Genomic DNA, 18,927 nt, shown 5'->3' with positions numbered 1-18,927 from the left:
CCGTGGACTCACGACCACGGCTAGGTGCCACCACCGCTTCGCGACTGCCCACCACCGCTTCGCAACTGCCCAGCTCGCTTGATCGCTTGCCTCTCCGTTGGATCCCCTCCCGCCCAAGCTTACTTGGGGAGAGGGGCTGCCCTCTGTGCCAACATACGTGAGACAGCTAGCAAGTTGTTTTAATAGTTGAGAGCACGGAGAAATCTCATGACCGACATGGCCAGAAAAGAATTGCAAAGAGATCCTGAAGTCATTGGAAAAACCGTTCGCCGACACTTCACTGCCGTTTACAAACTCAGATAGCCCTCTCAGCCGAACAGTGCAACCAACCCAGGCAAATCGGAACTCTGCTTCGATGGGAGACTAACGGTCGGGCAAAGAAGCTGGTTCCTTCGGCATATTGCGTATCATTGCAGATTCTAAATAGACTGCTTTTCGCAGCCGATTGATGGAGCCGAGAGGTTGATGCTCTTTTAGACAATGCCACGGCGTGAACACAAGCGACTCACACACCGCTTCATCTAGCGGTTCTGAGGAGTTGACTACTAAGTCTGCCAATGCGGTCCAGGGATATTCTTCTGGATTGTCCTGCCATTCAAGACTTGCATTTTCGATTTGTGTGATGATGTCAGTGATTTGTGCTTTCGAGCGAATTTGAGCTTCGAAAACGAAGCGGACTGGTTCACCTGAGCTTAGCCGGTTGGCGAGTCCCTCACGAAGGTAGTTAGACTCTTCGATCAGTGGCTGTTTGCCCTCCGCGTTTTCATCGATTGGCACGACACGAAAACGCATCACCTGATCAGTGCCGAACAAAAAGGGAGCCGCGCCAAAATATGAATTCTCGAAAGGAGTGGTCGGCGGAGTTTGAAATGGGGCAGGTGTTCCAGCGGATCGTATTTGGGCTGCTATTCTTCCGGTCTCTGCGGCTCTGGCCTTTTGCTCTGCTGTAGTACCTGGCATTTGACGCATTCTGAAGAATTCAGTACCCCCTTTATCATCCCCGTGTTCAGCGATCAATCGGCTAGCCAGCGCATAGTCCTCTACATTGGCGAAAACAAAAACTGGCGAATTGATCATAACGAAATCCTGTGTCAAAGCGCCGTGCTGCGGAAGTAAGGACTCCCCAGATATCCCTAGCACCTTGATTGCCATCCCACGACTTCCGTGCATACGGACGCCAGGAGCGAGCTCCGGCGAATCGTCGCGGTCGCGCGAATCCGCGTTGGAGAAGCGAACAATCGCATCGTAGCTTCTCACGCTGCTAAATAATCCGACTTGGTATTTTGCGTCAATATCTTCACGGATTGTGAATTTTCCGCCCACGCATCCGTGACTCTTCGCATGTTGGTTTCGCCGTGCCGTTTCGCCGCCCTTATAGCGAGTAGCCATCTGGACGCCGGTTGCCTTAACAATCGCTTGGATCATTTCCTGTTCGCTTGGGGCAATCTTCTCGAAGTCAGTTGCTTCGACACGAGCCTCTATTAAATGAGCGAGTCCAACTAGAGGCTCATCTGATGAGGCCCAGGTGCTCCCTACAAAAATGCTGACGACTAGTATTCGCACAAACATTTGCAGTTCCATTCAAAAAAAATGCCAGAGAGTAAAGAAGGTACGAACAGTCTTTCGGTGAAACAGAAATGCTTGGTTTGGCGGAACTCCCCGTGCCGTCAACTGGGCAATTTGAATCGTGTTGATGCAGAAGTCTTTTCCCCCAATCTTATTGAGATAAAAGTTCGCCTCACCAAGTCCAGGGTGTTTGCAAAAATCCTTTGGGGCGGTGAATTGATTTCGGCGAAGGCGTCATATGAGAGGTGGTTATCAAAAAAAGTATACGTGAGTCGCGATGGATAAATTTAAGTAAGAGTGCTCGACGCAGCTACGGACACGTATAGGAACCTGTTAGGAAGCCAACGGCAACGAAATTCAAACCAGGATGTTTTTGCCATCTTCAGTTGTTTCGAATGCGTTTGGCTACCGGACCTTAGTGTCGTCAATCTATTTGTCGAACGCCAAAATGCTTCTGCGGGAAACCAAGGGGAGGCCAACCGTTCTCGTTGTCTCCCCCATTGGGATTCTCCAAGGGTTGCAGCGACCTTGGGGCGGAGGCATCACCAGGGTCAGGCCTTGGGGGCAGCCATCGACGGAGCCAACAGGAGCCATAGCCATCGGAGCCATCGGAGCCATCGGGGGCAGAGCATCTTGCGAGGGCATGCGAGACTAGCGTGAGCAGACCGATTCGACGATCGGGATGACGTTGAGGTTGCCGCAACCAAAGTCATCGCCGACTGCGAGTCGCCTTGCTGGCTGTCGAGCGAAAATAGGCCGGTGTTGTGCACCTATACCCATCGACGATTCTTTGCCATGGGACGGTCAACGGCGACGGGGCAGCTTGCGCGGTGGTGCGGGCGGGGGCGCCATCGATCGGGCGTTTTACACCCGGAATGACCCGCCGATCGCCACGACGCAGTCAGCCGAAAGAAAGCCGCTCGCGCAGATGTGACATCCCTTGGATCTGCGAAAATGCCGAAAAAGCACGAAAAAACCCGCCCTGGACACTTTAAATTGCGTCCAGAGCGGGTTTGAGTACACCCGGAGGGATTCGAGCCCCCAACCCTCGGTTCCGAAGACAAAACAAGCTTTCCTAATGCGTTCCGGATGCTTGCGAAAACCCCGTGTTCCACGGGGTTTTCCTTTTGACCAAATTTCGACCTGGCTTTAACCAGCTACAGATTTATCGAATTAGTGGGGGGATAAATAGGGGGATTTCCCGAACCTGGCGACATCGGTGGAGTTATCGGTCTGATGTAACTACGCAGTCCACGGACAGCAAAAAGTCCCCCCACTAATCCCTATTCCGGCTCGAAAAAAGCCGATCAAACGCAGTTCTGCGAAATGAGCGTCTTGAGCTGCAACACGCCTTCGACGGCACCTTTCGGGCGGGACGCTAGAAGGGACAATAACGCTTCACTCGGGTGTGATTTCGTATCACCCATTTCCCGTGATTGCCAAAGGAGTTTTCACTTGTCCAATCCTTTTCAAACGTCCGTTCAATACGACGATTACGTCGGACGCATCGCGATCGACGAATACCGTGATGCCGGTTCGTCGTCAGACCTGTTAGCAGTGGCTGCAAAAGCGGCATCAGTCCCCAAAGGAATGATGCCTGTTGCATTACGAATCAATGGTGCAAACTCTGTGAAGGGGAATGACGTCTCAATTTCTGTCCTGGCCGTGGATCGAGAAACCTGTGAACACATGCTAAAGGCAGGCGAAAGTATTCCCTATCGAAGCTTTGACGGGACGTTGGCAATCGCCGACCTCATCGACTGTATGAAAAGATTTTCTGCAACGGTCTTTCCGAAACGCTTTGAAGACGCGGAATTTCATTCTGCCGACTAATACGCGTTTCAAAACGCGGATGAGAAACCTGTCATCACGCATTGGTGTTGGTGATCGGCAAAAGCAACAGCCGCTCACTCGGTTCGCGGCTCAGTATCCTGAAAGGGCCATGATGCAGGTAGAACGCTTCGGCTTGGCCTGCAATGGCGTCACCACGACGATATATCTGCCTATTAGCCTTGGCAAAGTAGACAGCACAGTTGTCCAGCACAAGCAACGAAGCTCCCTCTAATCATGTGCCCAATTAATGGAACAGTGGCGGACGGGGCTGTCATTTTGGCAAGGGCACGATTGTTGACACGACAAAGTGCGGAAAACGCAACTGCCCAGGCAACGCAAATTGCCCATACTGCCTGGCGCGCGGTTTGCTGGTCCCCCAGTCAGGCCGCCAATTTGTACCGGAGTATCAAAGCCTTGAAGACATTAAGTATTTCAAAAACACGTAGATTCGCAGAAGAAAGATTTGCGTTTGCAACCAAGTCCGCAAAAAGCATTCACTTTTCGACAAAAAGCGCAAGTGCTGAGATACTTGCCGAGGATCGGATCATTGCGAACTCGCTCATAGAAGACGATGAGTTTGCCGACTTGGAAACTGGGACTGGCGTTGGCACATGGTCAAGCGTGCTAGCGATTGATTTGCGTGGTTCAACGGCCATGGCAGAGGCACTGGGGGGAGAAAACACATACGTTTTAGTGCATACCTTGCTACCAACTCTTGCTTGGTCATTAAAGAGATTGGGAGGTACTGTGATGAACTATCGCGGGGACGGAGTATTCGCAGGATTTGGTTTAACCAAAGTATACCGCGAACAGGATGAGCCCGAGAGTCATCAAAAGCGAGATGCAAATCAGACAGCGATCACCTCAGGGTTTCAGCTTCTCGAAGCGGTTCAAGATGCAATTCAACCGGTGCTTAATGAGGGCGGAATTGACGTTTCCCTATCAATTGGCATAGGTATCGAAAGTGGCGCGATGGTTGTTACGAAGGTGGGCTGGCTAAAATCACATGAATTGACGGCTTACGGCTCGCCGATCAATCGAGCGTGTCATCTTACAGGCGGTACGAACAGTGTGCGGGTTGGGCCAAATGCATGGGCGACGATACCAACGTCGCCCGACGGGACCCTCTTCCCTTCGGCGATTAATGGCGGATTCGAAATTTCATGTAGTGAAAAGATGGCATCGGTTTGATGGACAGTATCAGTAAAATTGAACAAGCATGGAAAACACATAGCTATCTCAATCAGTACATCGCTTTTGCCGATGCGAAGGCGGGCGTAGTAATTACGTTCGCATCCGCACTCGTAGCATATTTCGCTCCCAAAACCGGTTGTTCCAACAGCAGCGAAATCGTGGGTTCTGTTTTGCTGGTCTTTACTGCAACGGCAATGGCATTTGCAATTATGACAGTTTTCCCGAGATTAATAACACTTAAAGATACACAGCATCCTTTTCGTTCTATGATGAAAAAAAGCGTTGTCCGTCCAGGTTTTATCTTTTGGAAAGAAATCTTGGCCCATGGCGACGTAGAGCAGTTTGTTAACTCCTTTACGAGCAGGACCGACGAGGACGTTTTACAAGATGTCTTAGCTCATAATTTCGTTCTTAGCAGTATCGCCAACACGAAATATGATCGCCTAGCGATATCAATGCTATGCTTGTGCATCGCAATTGTCCTAGCGGGGCTTCACTTTTTGGTATCAGGCTGACCCGGCCGTCATCAGGGAGCAAAAATACGCTTGAGGATTGCGAACGGGGTTATTTGTTCGCTGACAAGCGAGATCGACCCGCATCACGCATACTGCCGCTCCGTGTCGTCCCATTCGTTGACAAGCGTTTCCCCAGACGGTTTGGGTGATGCCAAGCGTCGAAGCAAGGTGAGAAGCGGTTTCAACGACATCCGGCCACGTCGGTTTGGCGACGAGTAATCGTTCTTTGAACCTTTCGCTTGCTGCATGAACGACTTCACTAAGTTGAATCTGGTCTTTCCCTGAGCTGAGTACGCGATTGTTAGGTACCGGCTTTTCCTGTTTGCTTTCCTGAAAGCCTGTTCCCGGCGATAGCCGCTTTAATTTATTAAATTTATTAATTGGATTGGTAGGTTGTTTGTGGGCGAACTTTTGTTCGTTTGTGAGTGAACTGTTTTTCGATACTGGAGGAAGTGTTTCACCCTCTTCCTTCTCATCAAGAGCGGCACTTGCATCTACAACAACCTTTGACCATTGACTGTCGAGTTCATCGAATAATTCTTTGTGGCGTGTACAGAGAATGATCAGTTCCGGCAAACCGAGATGAGTGCGAATTTGAATGGCAATCTCCTCATAGCATGCCTGCGCGTCGATAACACAACTCCCCTCCTCGGCTTTGGCTGACATCATGGCGCGGATCTGACTGCGATACCAACTGATCTTTCGCTTTGTTTGCATCCACTGTAGTTGAAGGCTTTGTTTCTCGGCAAGCTTCTTCTCCAGGTCCGCTCTGATCGCAGCGAGTGGAGAAAGGTCAACGCCGAAGGCGTAGACGATCCTACCTGTCTTTTTGTCACGATAACCATGTCGCTTATGGTTTCCGGAATCGTTCCAGATGATAGCACCGACCTCGAACAATCGGCTTTCTAGCTTTTAAATTTGACGCTCGGATACGCCAAGCTCAAGGGCGGTGCGGCTCAAGGACTGGTAAACGATCGGACGACTCCCCTCCTGCCAGTCCTGCGCCTGAGTAAACGCCATGTAATGGTCAAGTAGCTGGATCATGCGCGGCGTAAAGCCACCACCTTTGCCCAACTTCTTGACGAGCAATAAAAGTTCGTAGCGATTTACGCCCTGCTCAATGCCTACGAATTCGCAAAACAGCTCATAGCGGTCACGATGGCGATAGCTCGCGATGCGACCCGCACGGCAATGGGAATACTCGGTGGTCGTTGAATAATGTTCTTCCATGTCATATTTGGCGTTCCCTCATCGGTGATCCAAGCGGTCATGTAAAACTCCAGGGAATCGGCATAGGGATAACCTTTGCAGAATCACTTTTTGACTTGCATGACGTACTGATTCGCGCTACCGTGAAATCCAAGCTCTCGGAGATCACATTACGCTCCTCTTTCATAGACCGCCGCTACCAACGGTGGTCTTTTGCTTTCTTGGTCAGACTTCTTTCGAGATGTCGCCCTCCTCTTCTTGATGGTTGTTAATCGTTGGAAAAAACGCAGCAGAACGCTCGCGTTCTCAGAGAATAGCTGGCACTGATTCGAGCCAACTGCAAACCACCCTACACGATTCTTGCACAGTTTTCGAGTGTTTCTTGCTGTACATGTTGCAACATGGCCATGCACGACGTACACGCTCATTGTCATCGGTGCGCGACAAATCGCAGAAAGCAAAGGCATGCAGCGGAACAGATTGGAAAAAATGCACGGTCGTGAGCATGCACACCGTACATGCACACCATGACGGGACAGATAGGTGAATATCTGCCGTGAACATCCGCCAAACGCGCATGCGCACCTTGTGACATGAACATGCGTGGTGGCCATGAACATGGGCATGTCTAAAAACGATGCACCCTGTCCAAACGTGAGAAACGCGACATTTTAAACGTGCGATGAACATGTACTAGGTTGGTTTGATGCACATGCGCAGCATGCGACATTTCTTCTGTCCAAGAAGCGCACAATGAAAGCGTGAGCGTCCGGCCATTGATAGGCAAAGTGCACATGGCCATTTACAGCTTCGAGACCATGTCCATGCATCGTTGATAGTCGGGCAATCACAAGGTAGGCGGCGTGTCCCAATAGAGTCGCGGGGGACCTGAACGGGATGCGACATGGCCATGTCCGCGTGCATGGACAGGTCGTCCAAATGCAGTTCCTTATGTGCATAACAGATGACTGACATCAAAAAATGCTTGTCACTCGCCATGAGTTTGCAGTAGTTTGCAAGTGTCAACAGCATTTGAGTGAGCCATTCCATTGTCCCAAACGAAACTGTCCATATCTGCATCCGCCCGCATCATCGGTAAAAGCAGAGCCACCATTGCCCGGCATATGAAAAGTGGCAAACTCTCCTTCAGCATTGATGATGATGGCAATAAACTGATCGAAGCATCCGAGCTGGCGAGGGTGTATGCCGATCTCTGTGATTTCAGTCGTGAGGAGGGGAAAAATGCATTGGAGCCCGTCCGTATCGAATCTCCTTCTAAGCCACTACCCTCCGAACTCCAACGGCTCAATGACCAGTTGATTGAACAGTACAAGTCGCAAGTTGAAGATTTGCGGGAAGCATTGTCGAAATCACAGGACGGGTTAAACCGAACCACCTTGCTACTTGAGCATCAAGCCAATCACAACAAGGGCTGGGAAGAACAGTTCAGCAGACTTGAGAAACTGATCAGCAACCAGGAAGAAGAGACAACGAGGCTAAAACGGGCACTGCAAGCGGAACGAAAAAATCGTTCTGGAAGAAACTTATGGGATGAACAGTCGTTCTTTTGCTCATAAATCTTCCTACAGCGACTTTACGCGTTCTGAAAGGGTTTGTACCGGAAAACAGCAACCTCGATGCCAGGATGCAGATTTGAGCAAATGGCAATGGGGAAGTGAGGTTATAAAATCTTTTAGCCGTGCCGGATGTGGGAGGAGGGGGCTAAGCAATGAATCGCTTTGACGAACTTGACGCCTTCAAAAAAATTAATCTGAGTTTGATTGCGAGCGCATTCGGGTTTGTCATCGATCGTCGCAAAAGCACGAAGCATTCGGTATTGATGCAATCCGGAGCGGAAAAGATCATCATTGCCCAAAACGGAGCCCACTACGTCTATTGCAGTGTGCATGACTCCAAATCAAACGGAACTGCCATCGATTTTATACAGCGTGTTGTTGAACCAGGATGTTCGCTTGGGCGTGTTCGGCAATTGCTGCGACCTTACTTGAACGGCGCCAACTTGGGGATCATTGCAGAGAAATATCGCGATTGTTTTGCTACAACCATTCGCTCCAGTGAGTCGGACCTGCTGGGTGTTGCTTCGCGATACTCGCAATTCGAGCCGTTGGAATCGCACCATCGTTTTCTTTGTGACACACGAGGTATCCCGCTCCCGTTGCTATTGAGCGATCACTTGCGGGGTTGCATTCGTCACTCTCCACGACACGGATCAGTGATCTTCCCACACTGGGGCGCACCGCATGTGTCCACACCGGATGATCGATGCCTGACCGGGTTTGAGATCAAGGGACCGGGCGTCAACATGTTTTCCAAGGGTGGCCGTAAATCGTTGTGGATGAGCACCGGTAAGCCAACCGACAATGTGCTAACGTTTGCCGAGAGCGCCATTGACGCAGTTTCGTATCTGGTTCTTCATGGACAACAAGATCAGACGCGAGTGGCGTCGATTTCAGGGCAATTCAATCCCGATCAGCCAGCCCTCATCCGCTCTGCCATGAATCGGATGGAGGAGGGGAGTCGTGTTGTGGCAGCGTTCGATAACGATGAGGCCGGTGATCGTATGACGCAGACGCTTTCAGAGATGGTCATTCAGACGGAACGAACTGATTTGCAATTTGTTGACCATCGGCCTGTTCAACGCGGCGAAGATTGGAACGAGGTCTTGAAGCAACGAGAACCTGGACCACAGTACTCTCTAGCGTAAGTGTTAAGTGAGGCTGCAAGACAACGCCCACTCCGTGTCAATTGGGGACGCGTGTAACAAATGTCATGTTTTGAGCGAAATCCGTGTAATCTGTCACAAACTATGAGTCTGTGATCCACTGCGAAAGGGAGCTGAGCCTAAACGGGAATTGGACCGCTTTCGCTCAGCGAACCTTCGCGGTTCAATTGCTGTCGTGTTTTCGAGGAGAATTACCATGTCCAAAGATCCAAGAGTAGCCAGCCAGATGGACTCGCGTATTTGCGGGACCATTCAAATGCCTACAGTGGGCAGCGTGCCCGCAGGTGCGATTCCAATTTGTCGCCTTGGCCATGTTATGCAAAAGTTTCCATTCGATCCTCAAACAATCGCGAATTCAATCCGCTTTCGTGAAGGCGGCAGTGTATTTTGTGACACTTCGCTATTTATTTCGGAAACAGATTCTCGAATTTGGGATGCGTTAATTGAGCATGATCGATTGACCATCATTCCGCCAATTCTTGACGAATTGGAGTGGTGGCTACAAGACGAGAAAGTCAAGAACGAACAGATTCGTGCTATTGTGAAGGGCCAGCGTGATGGAGTGACCGATCCTGTTAATCTCTTATTTCAACCACCGTCCGAAATCTGGCATACAATTCAATACTATGTATCACTCCTAGGAAGCCGCAAATTTTTTGCGGAAATCGTTCGGGAGCGGTTTATCCGGGAGAACGGTCGGTCTCCATCAAATCAGGAAGTTAGCAATATTCTGCAGGGAGTAGGAACGACTCGCGCTCAATTACTTGCGAAGCAAGGCAAAAGTTCTAAGCTAGCGGAGCATAAAGTAAACGACGAATACCTTGTCGTGTCAGCTTTCGTCCGTGCGATTGCTTTGGGCGAAGAAACGACAATTTTGACGGCTGACGAGGCGGTTCTTGACCAATGCCACAAGGCGTCCTGTTTGATGACATGGCACTACGTTTCACAATATTTGGCTGGCGTTTATGCCGAAGACCCAAGTCGGTTTGAAATCTTACGAATCCCAAATCCCGAGCCCGAGTACTTCGTCGAAGATGAGTTATTGCTGCTTAAGAGAAAGAACGCGCTTCCGTTAGAAGTTCTACCTTCAAGGCGGACGGAAGTGCAGATTCATTGCATGTTGCTGCGTCCAGACAAAGTGACTCGGCTCACATTTTCCGCTGAACGCGAGATGATGGAGGTTTTCAAAATCAAACAAACTAATAAAGGGGCGAACACAGACTTGCTTAACGGTCAAAACCTTCACCTGTTCCCGCCTGTTCTTGCTAGACAGGGAAATGAAACTTGCGCGATTATTGCAACGGACCGCTCTGTACCCGAAAAGAACTCTGGAGTTTACGTCTCGCCTATGGACTTGGAATTATGTCTACTTTGCGATGAAGTTCACAGTCATGTTGAATTCGGGACACAGCCCTCGCCATGATGATTGCTCAACGACCATCGGGGACAGAGCATCTTGTGGGGGCATGCGTGACTAGACCGATTGGAAGCTTGGAATGACTTCGAGGTTGCCGCAACCAAAGTCGTCGCCGACTGCGAGTCGTCTTGCCGGATGTCGAGCGAAAATAGGCCGGTGTTGTGCACCTATACCCATCGACGATTCTTTGCCATCGGACGGTCAACGGCGACGGGGCAGCTTGCGCGGTGGTGCGGGCGGGGGCATCGTCGATCGGGCGTTTTACACCCGGAATGACCCGCCGATCGCCACGACGCAGTCAGCCGAAAGAAAGCCGCTCGCGCAGATGTGACATCCCTTAAATCTGCGACAATGCCGCAAAAGCACGAAAAAACCCGATTCCGACGCGGTGGAACGCGTCGAAAACGGGTTTAAGTACACCCGGAGGGATTCGAACCCCCAACCCTCGGTTCCGAAGACCGATGCTCTATCCAGTTGAGCTACGGGTGCGTGATGCCCAGAGTTTAGCTTCCTCTGCCGCTTTGTCCAAGTGTCCTCTAACAGGTTTTTTGGGTTACCTATCTTACCATGACCCCCGCCGTCGCTTGCTGGTTCACTTTGACGCCATTCTATTAGATGCAAATCAATTTTCATGGTATCCATCGGCAAGGAGACGGCTGGAATATGGCGACCCAATCAAAGTCCACTCGATCGAAATCAAAGTCCAAATCCAGCCGCTCGGACGCAAAAAGTAAGCCTGCGAATCGCAAAAAAGCCAAGGGAAACCCCTTCCATCAGCGACTTGCTTCGCTGACCTACTACCAAGCCTGTCAATTGCTCGGTGAACAAGGCCCCGAACTGCTCCGCGAAAGCAACCGGGCCTTCGAAATCGATTCCGAAGAAGATGTCTTCCTGGGCGGCGACCTGTACCGCGTCCGGTTTCATGATTCCGACGTCCCAGGCGGGCGTGCAATCGCGACATTTACTCTTCAATCGGCTCGCTCGAAACAGTTGCAGCCCAATTGTGATCAGTGCGAAACCGCGTGTGTCCATCTGGCCGCGGCTTTGTCGCATCTGTTGGAAGCCAAAAGTGTCCTTGGTCTGGCAGCGCCACCGGATGAATCGGTGCCGCTCGAAAATCTGACGCATGATGAATTGCGCGAACGTGCCTTGGCCGAACGTCGGCAGCGGGCGGTCGAAGAACCGATGATGGTCCGCACCACCGATTCGTCAAAACCTTGGACCGACTATGTGGTCACCAGCAAAACGTCGGGCAAGTCCTATCGTGTCGCTCTGCGTGGGACCGAGCCGGGCCAATCGTATTGCTCTTGTCCCGACTTTCGCACGAACTCACTGGGAACGTGTAAGCACGTCTTTCATGTGCTGGAAAAAATTTCACGTCGGTTCAAAAAGTCGGAGTTAGCGACACCTTACCAACGCAACAATTTGTCTTTGCGTTTGCACTACGGCGACGATTTTGGTTTGCGATTTAATTTGCCGACGAAGCTCGATCCAACAGTCGAAGAAATCGTGGATCAAGCCGGTGAGCAGTCCTTGCGTGATGGACAAGAGGCGATGCGGCGGATCGAGGCGCTCGAACACGCTGGTCACCCCGTTCATCTTTACCCCGATGCCGAGGATTACCTTCAGCGTGCATTGGTGCAAAAGCATCTGCAATCGCAATGTGATGAGATTCGCCGCAATCCCGCCAAACATTCGCTGCGAACTGAATTGCTGGACGCCAAACTGTTGCCTTACCAACTCGATGGGATCGCGTTCGCCGTGGGTGCCGGACGTGCGATCCTGGCCGACGACATGGGGCTGGGCAAGACGATTCAAGGGATCGGAACTGCGGAATTGCTCGCTCGGTTGGCCGATATCAAACGTGTGCTGGTGATTTGTCCGGCATCGCTGAAGAGTCAATGGCGAAGCGAGATCGAGCGGTTCAGTGGCCGCAGCGTGCAGATTGTGCTGGGGACCGGTGCCGAGCGGGCGGAACAATATCGCAGCAACGCCTTCTTTACCATTTGTAACTACGAACAGGTGTTGCGAGATCTGACGGCAATGGAATCAACCCCGTGGGATTTGATCATTTTGGACGAAGGCCAGCGAATCAAAAACTGGGAGTCCAAAACCAGCAACATGATTCGGACGCTGCAAAGTCCTTATCGATTGGTGCTTTCGGGCACTCCGCTTGAAAACAATCTTGGCGAGTTGTTTACGGTCGCGAGATTTGTGGACGAACAGCGTCTTGGACCCGCCTATCAATTCTTTCATCGTCATCGAGTTGTTGACGAGAAAGGAAAAACGCTCGGGTACCAACGACTGGATCAGCTTCGCGAAACGATGCAGCCCATCCTGCTGCGGCGAACACGGGCCGAAGTCGCAAAACAATTGCCGGAGCGGACCGATGAAATCGTGCGAATTGTACCGACGGCGGAACAACTGGAAATTCACGACAGCAACATGAAGGTGGTTGCCCAAATCACCGCGAAGAAATTTCTAACCGAAATCGACATGTTGCGTCTGCGTCGCGCATTGGCAATGGCCCGGATGGTCGCTGACAGCACGTACCTGATCGATCAACAGGACCAAGAATACAGCAGCAAACTAGAACGACTCGGCGAGCTGCTTGAAGGATTGATTGCCGATCCCACTCGCAAGATTGTATTGTTCAGCGAATGGCGACGGATGCTCGATCGCGTCGAGCGGCGGTTGGATCAAATCGGATGCGACTTTGTACGGCTCGATGGCAAAGTGCCTCAGAAGAAGCGGGCTGCAATTGTGGCTCAATTTCAAAACGACCCCGAGTGCCGGGTGATTCTGATGACCAACGCCGGTTCAACGGGGTTGAACTTGCAGAGTGCCAACACGGTGATCAACGTCGATCTGCCGTGGAACCCAGCGGTGTTGGAGCAGCGGATTGCGCGAGCTCACCGCATGGGGCAAAAGAATCCTGTGCACGTTTACAAACTGGTGACCACGGGAACGATCGAAGAGAAGTTGTTGGACACGTTGGCATCCAAGCAGGACTTGGCCAATGCGTCGCTCGATATGCAGAGTGATGTCGAGTCGGTCGAATTGTTCAGTGGTATGGAGGAGTTGAAACGGCGGCTTGAGCAAATCATCGGCCCCACGCTGACCGCGCCGGTGGACCAGAGCCAACAGCGACGGGTCGAGGCGGAAACCGAAGCGTTGCGTCAGCGACGCGAAAAAGTTTCGGCTGCGAGCGGCCAGCTTGTCGGAGCCGCACTTGCGTTGGCCGGGGAATTGATCAACAAGCCGGGGGACACCCCTCCATCAAGCGAAACGGTCGATCGATTGAGCGAGCGACTGAGTGAATGTGTCGAAACCGACAGCCAAGGTCGTCCGCAATTGACGATCAGTCTGCCGGACAACGATGCGCTGCGAGGCTTGGCGATGACGTTGGCGCGACTGCTGGAAGCCTAATGCGAGGTGCTTGTCATTGAGGCAAAAAGACATCGGTACGCCTGCTTTCTGTGCAGATGTCGCATGGGACTTCATCGCACCGATTCGCTCATGAAGACGCGTTTTGATCGTGTTTTGACGCAATAACCTCTACCTATTTTCCCTGAGCTCGCTCGGTTGGGTCGGTTGGCATAGCAGATGCGTTGGGTGGATTTGCTTTGGGTAACGCTGGGAAGGATTTTTACGTAGCTACCTTCGCCAGAAGGTGGTGATTCGTATTTGCGCGGCAATCATCCACGCTCGGGCGAGCGTAGCTACGAAACGGAAGTGCCGTCATTTTCCCTCTTTCAAATGTTTCACCGCGTTGTGCTTTTAAGGCTAAACGGTTGGCATCCAAAGCAGATGACATAAATCAACGCTGCTGGGAAACAAGGGATGCACAAGCCTGATGCGATGTTGCTGGAGCGAGCTCGTGCGAAAGCCGAAGCGGCTGGCTATCCTCTTGCAAGTCCAACCAAGCATCGCCGCGTCGTGCTGGTCACCGGAGCGTCGGCGGGACTGGGATTGGCGCTCGCGCGACGATTGATCGCCGAACAAGAGTCGCAGCAATACTATATCGTCTTGACCGCTCGTGAGTCCTCGTTGGCCCGCTTTAAAACGCATGGAATCAATGCGAGCGAGACGGTTTGGATACGATCATTGGAGGTGACCGATGCAAACCAGCGATGCGAGTTGGTTGCAGAGATCGACAAGAAGCTTGGTGGTGTCGACATTTTGGTCAACAACGCCGGGGTGGCCTATCGGTCGTGCGTCGAACATGTGACCGAGCCGGAGCGATTGCATCAGATGAACATCAACTTTCGTTCGCCACTGGAGCTGATCCGCTGTGTGTTGCCGGGGATGCGAGCGAGGCGATCCGGGAAGATCATCAATATCTCGTCGGTGGGCGGGATGATGGCGATGCCGACGATGTCGGTTTACTCGGCATCCAAATTTGCCTTGGAAGGTGCCAGTGAAGCACTCTACTACGAATTGAAACCTTGGAATGTTTCCGTGACTCTGGTGCAACCGGGGTTCATGCGATCCGATGCGTTCGCGAAAGTCCCTTACACGGTGATGAGTGCGAAGGCATCAAGTGATTGCAGTGACCCCTATCATGAACACTACCACCACATGGAAAAATTCATTGCAAAGATGATGGGCCGAGCACTTGCCACTCCCGACTCGGTGGCAAGCAAGGTGACTCGCATTGCGAGATCTAAATCACCCCCACTGCGAGTCTATGGCAGTGTGGATGCGGTAGCGTTCGCGTGGTTGCGATGTCTGCTGCCTCGACGTTTTTACACGTGGTTGTTGTATCGAAATCTGCCGAACGTCCGCCAGTGGGGACAACGCTAAAAGCGATCATCCCCGTAGCGGAAGTCGTCAAGACTTTCGAGGACTCGGGGAGGACCGGACGAAACTTTTGACGGCTTGTTGTTTTAGTCGTAGGACGGACTTCCTAGTCCGTCCAATACACCATTGACGGACTAGGAAGTCCATCATACACCCCTGCCGCACGGAACGTCACTAAATCAACAGCCCGTCAAGACTTTCGAGGGAATCAGGGAGGACTGGACGAAACTTTTGACAAGTTTCGCTACGAAGTGCGTTCGCCATTGGGAGATCGCTAGAAGCGATCATCTCCGTAGCGGAAGTCGTCAAGACTTTCGGGGGAATCAGGGAGGACCGGACGAAACTTTTGACAAGTTTCGCTACGGGAAAGGGGCAAACTACGAGGTTGGTTTGCGGCCTAGAAACAGATAGTACGGGGCCTGCAGCAGCGGTAGGTACGGGACCTTGCCAAGTCGTTCTTCGCAGCGATCGGTCGTGAACCGGCGGTGGAGCATCGCGAGGTGATCGCTGCTGAGAAACACGTTGTCGGCGGCGAACCAGTGCGTCCAAAATGCACGCCGCAACCAACCATGCTGCCGCTGACCTTTGGTGGCATGTTTTCGCGAGACATAAAAATCGACCACCGCAATTACCCCTCCCGGTTTTAACATCGCTTCAGCCAGTGCGAGCGTTTGAAACCAGTCGGGAATCATCGTCAGCGAATAGCTCAGCGTGATCACATCCACGCTCGCCGGTGGCAGCGAAAACGTGGTGGCATCGGCAAGATGGGTCTTGGCATTTTCGCAGCCAAGATCGTGAATCCGCTGGTCCGCAACCTTTAACAGAGAGGGAGAGAGATCGAGCAGGTGAACGCTACAAAGTCGCTTCGTTTGATCGCCAGCGAATGCCAAGTTGGTTCCTGTTCCCGCACCGATATCCAACCACACGCCGTCGTGGGGGAAATCGATCCACGAGATCAGTTCGTTGCGGCCATGTAGCATCCGCTCGCGAAACGAATCATAGTCGGTTGCTTGACCGCCATAAAAGCTTTCGAGTCGCTGGGCGTGCGTTTCACCTCGCACCCGGTGAAACAGCAAATGCCAAAGGACTCGTAAATCGGACCGACGCGACGGCGTTGACGAAACGTGCGGCAGCGACTGGCTCATGCGGCAACCCCTGTGGCGTTGGACGTGGCGGCGAGATCGGCGATGTAGAAACTGCCATAGGTATGAACGCGGTCGCGGGCATGCAGCTCGCCGGCCAAGTCGTGTTGATAGTTCAGCAATTCACCCAGCTGGACCGATTGCCCTTCGGCGGTGACGCGTAGTGGATCGACAAAATCAACGTCCAGTGCCGCACTTCGCCATAACACGCGGCTGCGGGCCGCCGCCCGATTGACAATGCTCTGCCATTCACTTGCTAACAACTCGGGATACCGCGAGTAGAGCCAATCCATGTGATCGAGCAGCACAAAGCGAGAAATCGGTTGGTCGTGCTTCGATAGAAAGCCTTCGACGGTATCGGTTTGAGTATGGACTCGGTCGACCAACCCCTTTTTAAGTTGCTCAAAGTTTTGCGATTTAAGGTATTCAGGACAACACTGAGGCGTGTATTGACCGGTCAGATAGACACGCCAAAAATAGTTGTCTCGCAGTGGAATCCGTTTGAATACCGTTTCAATGCGATCTTGAATGAACCCGCTCACCCCGCCTGGGTAATCTTGGTCCAGTTGGTTTCGTTGACTGCGAGGAACCCCCAGCATCGCCATCGTGGTATCGCGTCGCAGTATCCAGCGAAGCGGTTTGTTCCAAAGTCGCCGGTTGATTTCGTGTTGGTCATAGATTTCGTGTTGCTGTTCAACTGATTTGGCCGCCAGGATGGTTTCGATTGATTCGCGTAGACCTGGTGATCGATTCAAATAGCCGTTAATCATCCACGCGAACAGCCCGCTGGTACCACGAAAATAGAAACTGCTGCGACTCGACTTTCCGTCAAAAAAGTCGGTGCGTCGATCCCATACGGTGCAGTATTGAGGATCGAGTTTTGGGCGAATCGCGTCATGATAAAGGGCGTTCCAATCGGAATGTTGGCCACGTCCAAAGACTTGAAAGAAGTCGTCAAAATCGATCGTTTTGATCGCTGCGATCTTGAGTTCCAATAGCGCGTTTTGCAGCGGATTCATATCCACGGCATAGACGCTTTTCGGCGACTGCAATGCATAGTCCAGTGCATTGCAACCAGCCGAGGTGATCACCAAAACGGAATCGTCCGAAGTCAACGCGAGTGCTTCGCGATCAATCCGTGGGTCTTCCCAGCAGGTGTTGTAGACAAGGTTTCGTCGATGCACCGCGGAAAAGCATTTTTGTCCAATCCATTCGGACCATTTTGGGGCAACCATCAAAAAAACTCTTTCGAATCGAGATCTAGAGATCGAGGCGAGATTAGGCGGCAACCTCTTCCGCCATGACGTTTTCAAGGCAAGGTTCCAGCGGCAGTTTCCGGTTCGGTAGATCCAGCAACACATCTTCGCCGTAACGCTGTAGCAAGTGGATACGTCCATCGTTGGACTCGACCAACGCGGTACAGTTTTCCACCCAGTCACCGGTGTTGCAGTACACCATGGAATCGTTTGACACGATGTCGGGGGTGTGGATGTGGCCACAGATCACACCGTTACAATCTCGCAGGCGAGCGTGTTGCAAGATCTTGGCTTCGTAGCTGCTAATGAAACGAACACATCGTTTGACGCGGTCTTTCAAGATCGCACAGATGCCGTAGGGATTGCGGTCTTCGCCAAGCAGGATGCGGTGGAACCACCAATTCGCACTCAGGCAGGCATCGTAAAAGACCGAACTGCCTCGCGAGGCCCATTGGGCTCGCGTTTCAAACACGTCGAACAAATCACCATGTGTGACGAGGAATCGCCAACCGCCGAGTGTTTCAAAAACAAATTCGTTGTCGACTTCGAATTTCGGCAGGTCGGTTGGCAAGAACGCTCGCAGTGCCGGATTCCTCAAGAAGGAATCGTGGTTGCCGGGGATGTAGTGAATCTTTGTGCCCTGTTGGGACAAATTGACCAGATGCGAAATGATCTCGTCACAATCACGCGGCCAATACCAACCGGTATTGATCTTCCACGTGTCAATGAAATCGCCAACGATGTAGAGCGACTCGGGCTTGAATTGACGAAGGAACGTAAGGAATTTGCGAGACTGCGAATGCTTGCACCCTAGGTGAACGTCACTTACCAATAGTGTCCGCACCGGTGTCGCATTGGCTACGTCCATGCCATTGTCCTGTTTTACGGAGGAGCATTGCGTGTGAACGCTTTCTCTGGTGAGAAGGCATCACCATTTCCACTTGCCCGAGATATTAGAGAACGCTTGTTTAGATTGGGTGAAACGCCAGCGCAGGTTCTCAGAAGTTTTTCGCCCGCCGCAGACGGGAGATTGCCGCTCATTCGGGGCATTGGCCGGAGGCTCGAAACCCGTGGGGCTCGAGGGCATCGGGGAGGGGAACGTTGATGGAGACACGTCTTTTTTGCCCACTTTCGCGGTTTGCGGACAACTCGTCTTGGTTCGGCTAGACTAGGGCTCCGTCAAGTTTTTGTTTTCGAGGTCTTGCTGAAGTCTCACCTTGAATCGGTTTCCGCAGGTTCAGCCTGGACT

At 52.0% G+C, this 18,927-nt stretch carries 13 protein-coding genes, 1 tRNA gene and 1 pseudogene; 8 read left to right on the top strand and 7 right to left on the bottom strand.

Features of this window, described 5'->3' with window-relative positions; genetic code table 11:
- Positions 1-363 precede the first annotated feature (363 nt).
- Positions 364-1,569 carry a catalase family protein gene (locus ABEA92_RS12970; protein WP_345684256.1) on the bottom strand — a complete coding sequence of 402 codons (1,206 nt, stop codon included), beginning with the start codon at positions 1,567-1,569 and terminating at the stop codon, positions 364-366.
- A 1,452-nt stretch (positions 1,570-3,021) separates the two neighbouring features.
- Here ABEA92_RS12970 and ABEA92_RS12965 point away from each other — a divergent pair.
- The 3 genes from ABEA92_RS12965 (at position 3,022) to ABEA92_RS12955 (ending at position 5,108) form a co-directional block, all read left to right on the top strand.
- Positions 3,022-3,399: a hypothetical protein gene (locus tag ABEA92_RS12965; protein WP_345684255.1), complete on the top strand. Its 378-nt coding sequence runs from the start codon at positions 3,022-3,024 to the stop codon at positions 3,397-3,399.
- 234 nt (positions 3,400-3,633) lie between these two features.
- Complete coding sequence (locus ABEA92_RS12960) at positions 3,634-4,590, top strand: adenylate/guanylate cyclase domain-containing protein (RefSeq protein ID WP_345684254.1); 957 nt, start codon at positions 3,634-3,636, stop codon at positions 4,588-4,590.
- Positions 4,590-5,108 (top strand): Pycsar system effector family protein, encoded by a 519-nt coding sequence (locus ABEA92_RS12955; RefSeq protein ID WP_345684253.1) that lies wholly within the window; start codon positions 4,590-4,592, stop codon positions 5,106-5,108. Before ABEA92_RS12960 ends, ABEA92_RS12955 begins: the two co-directional genes overlap by 1 nt.
- Here ABEA92_RS12955 and repC read toward each other — a convergent pair.
- Together repC and ABEA92_RS12945 are read right to left on the bottom strand one after the other, a co-directional pair.
- Positions 5,100-5,774 (bottom strand): replication initiation protein RepC, encoded by a 675-nt coding sequence (gene repC / locus ABEA92_RS12950; RefSeq protein ID WP_345684437.1) that lies wholly within the window; start codon positions 5,772-5,774, stop codon positions 5,100-5,102. The two genes, ABEA92_RS12955 and repC, sit on opposite strands and share 9 nt — an antisense overlap.
- 3 nt (positions 5,775-5,777) lie before the next feature.
- Positions 5,778-6,338 (bottom strand): annotated as a pseudogene (locus tag ABEA92_RS12945) (helix-turn-helix domain-containing protein); the annotation flags it as partial.
- A 1,028-nt stretch (positions 6,339-7,366) separates the two neighbouring features.
- On the opposite strand from ABEA92_RS12945, the gene ABEA92_RS12940 reads away from it, so the two are divergent.
- The 3 genes from ABEA92_RS12940 (at position 7,367) to ABEA92_RS12930 (ending at position 10,483) form a co-directional block, all read left to right on the top strand.
- The gene (locus ABEA92_RS12940) at positions 7,367-7,894 is read left to right on the top strand and encodes a MerR family transcriptional regulator (RefSeq protein WP_345684252.1); all 528 of its coding nucleotides are present in this window, start codon (positions 7,367-7,369) and stop codon (positions 7,892-7,894) included.
- Positions 7,895-8,046: 152 nt separating this feature from the next.
- Positions 8,047-9,042 carry a toprim domain-containing protein gene (locus tag ABEA92_RS12935; RefSeq protein ID WP_345684251.1) on the top strand — a complete coding sequence of 332 codons (996 nt, stop codon included), beginning with the start codon at positions 8,047-8,049 and terminating at the stop codon, positions 9,040-9,042.
- Between the two features lie 214 nt (positions 9,043-9,256).
- Entirely contained in the window at positions 9,257-10,483 is a 1,227-nt protein-coding gene (locus ABEA92_RS12930) for a hypothetical protein (RefSeq protein ID WP_345684250.1), read from the top strand.
- 409 nt (positions 10,484-10,892) lie between these two features.
- Here ABEA92_RS12930 and ABEA92_RS12925 read toward each other — a convergent pair.
- Positions 10,893-10,966: transfer RNA gene (locus ABEA92_RS12925), tRNA-Arg, on the bottom strand.
- A 174-nt stretch (positions 10,967-11,140) separates the two neighbouring features.
- Here ABEA92_RS12925 and ABEA92_RS12920 point away from each other — a divergent pair.
- Positions 11,141-13,906: a DEAD/DEAH box helicase gene (locus ABEA92_RS12920; RefSeq protein ID WP_345684249.1), complete on the top strand. Its 2,766-nt coding sequence runs from the start codon at positions 11,141-11,143 to the stop codon at positions 13,904-13,906.
- Positions 13,907-14,320: 414 nt separating this feature from the next.
- Positions 14,321-15,283, top strand: coding sequence for an SDR family NAD(P)-dependent oxidoreductase (locus ABEA92_RS12915; protein ID WP_345684248.1), 963 nt, complete (start codon positions 14,321-14,323; stop codon positions 15,281-15,283).
- Between the two features lie 374 nt (positions 15,284-15,657).
- Here the strand turns inward: ABEA92_RS12915 and ABEA92_RS12910 are convergent, their stop codons facing one another.
- The 3 genes from ABEA92_RS12910 to ABEA92_RS12900 are packed head-to-tail and all read right to left on the bottom strand — an operon-like array spanning position 15,658 to position 18,546.
- A complete protein-coding gene (locus ABEA92_RS12910; protein WP_345684247.1) occupies positions 15,658-16,425 on the bottom strand; it encodes a class I SAM-dependent methyltransferase in 768 nt (255 codons plus the stop codon).
- Entirely contained in the window at positions 16,422-17,657 is a 1,236-nt protein-coding gene (locus ABEA92_RS12905; protein WP_345684246.1) for a BtaA family protein, read from the bottom strand. Before ABEA92_RS12905 ends, ABEA92_RS12910 begins: the two co-directional genes overlap by 4 nt.
- Positions 17,658-17,700: 43 nt before the next feature.
- Entirely contained in the window at positions 17,701-18,546 is an 846-nt protein-coding gene (locus tag ABEA92_RS12900; RefSeq protein ID WP_345684245.1) for a UDP-2,3-diacylglucosamine diphosphatase, read from the bottom strand.
- Positions 18,547-18,927: the final 381 nt, after the last annotated feature.

Origin of the sequence: Novipirellula caenicola (genome assembly GCF_039545035.1) — a bacterium.
Classification (GTDB): domain Bacteria; phylum Planctomycetota; class Planctomycetia; order Pirellulales; family Pirellulaceae; genus Novipirellula; species Novipirellula caenicola.
This window is presented reverse-complemented; position numbering and strand designations above follow the sequence as displayed.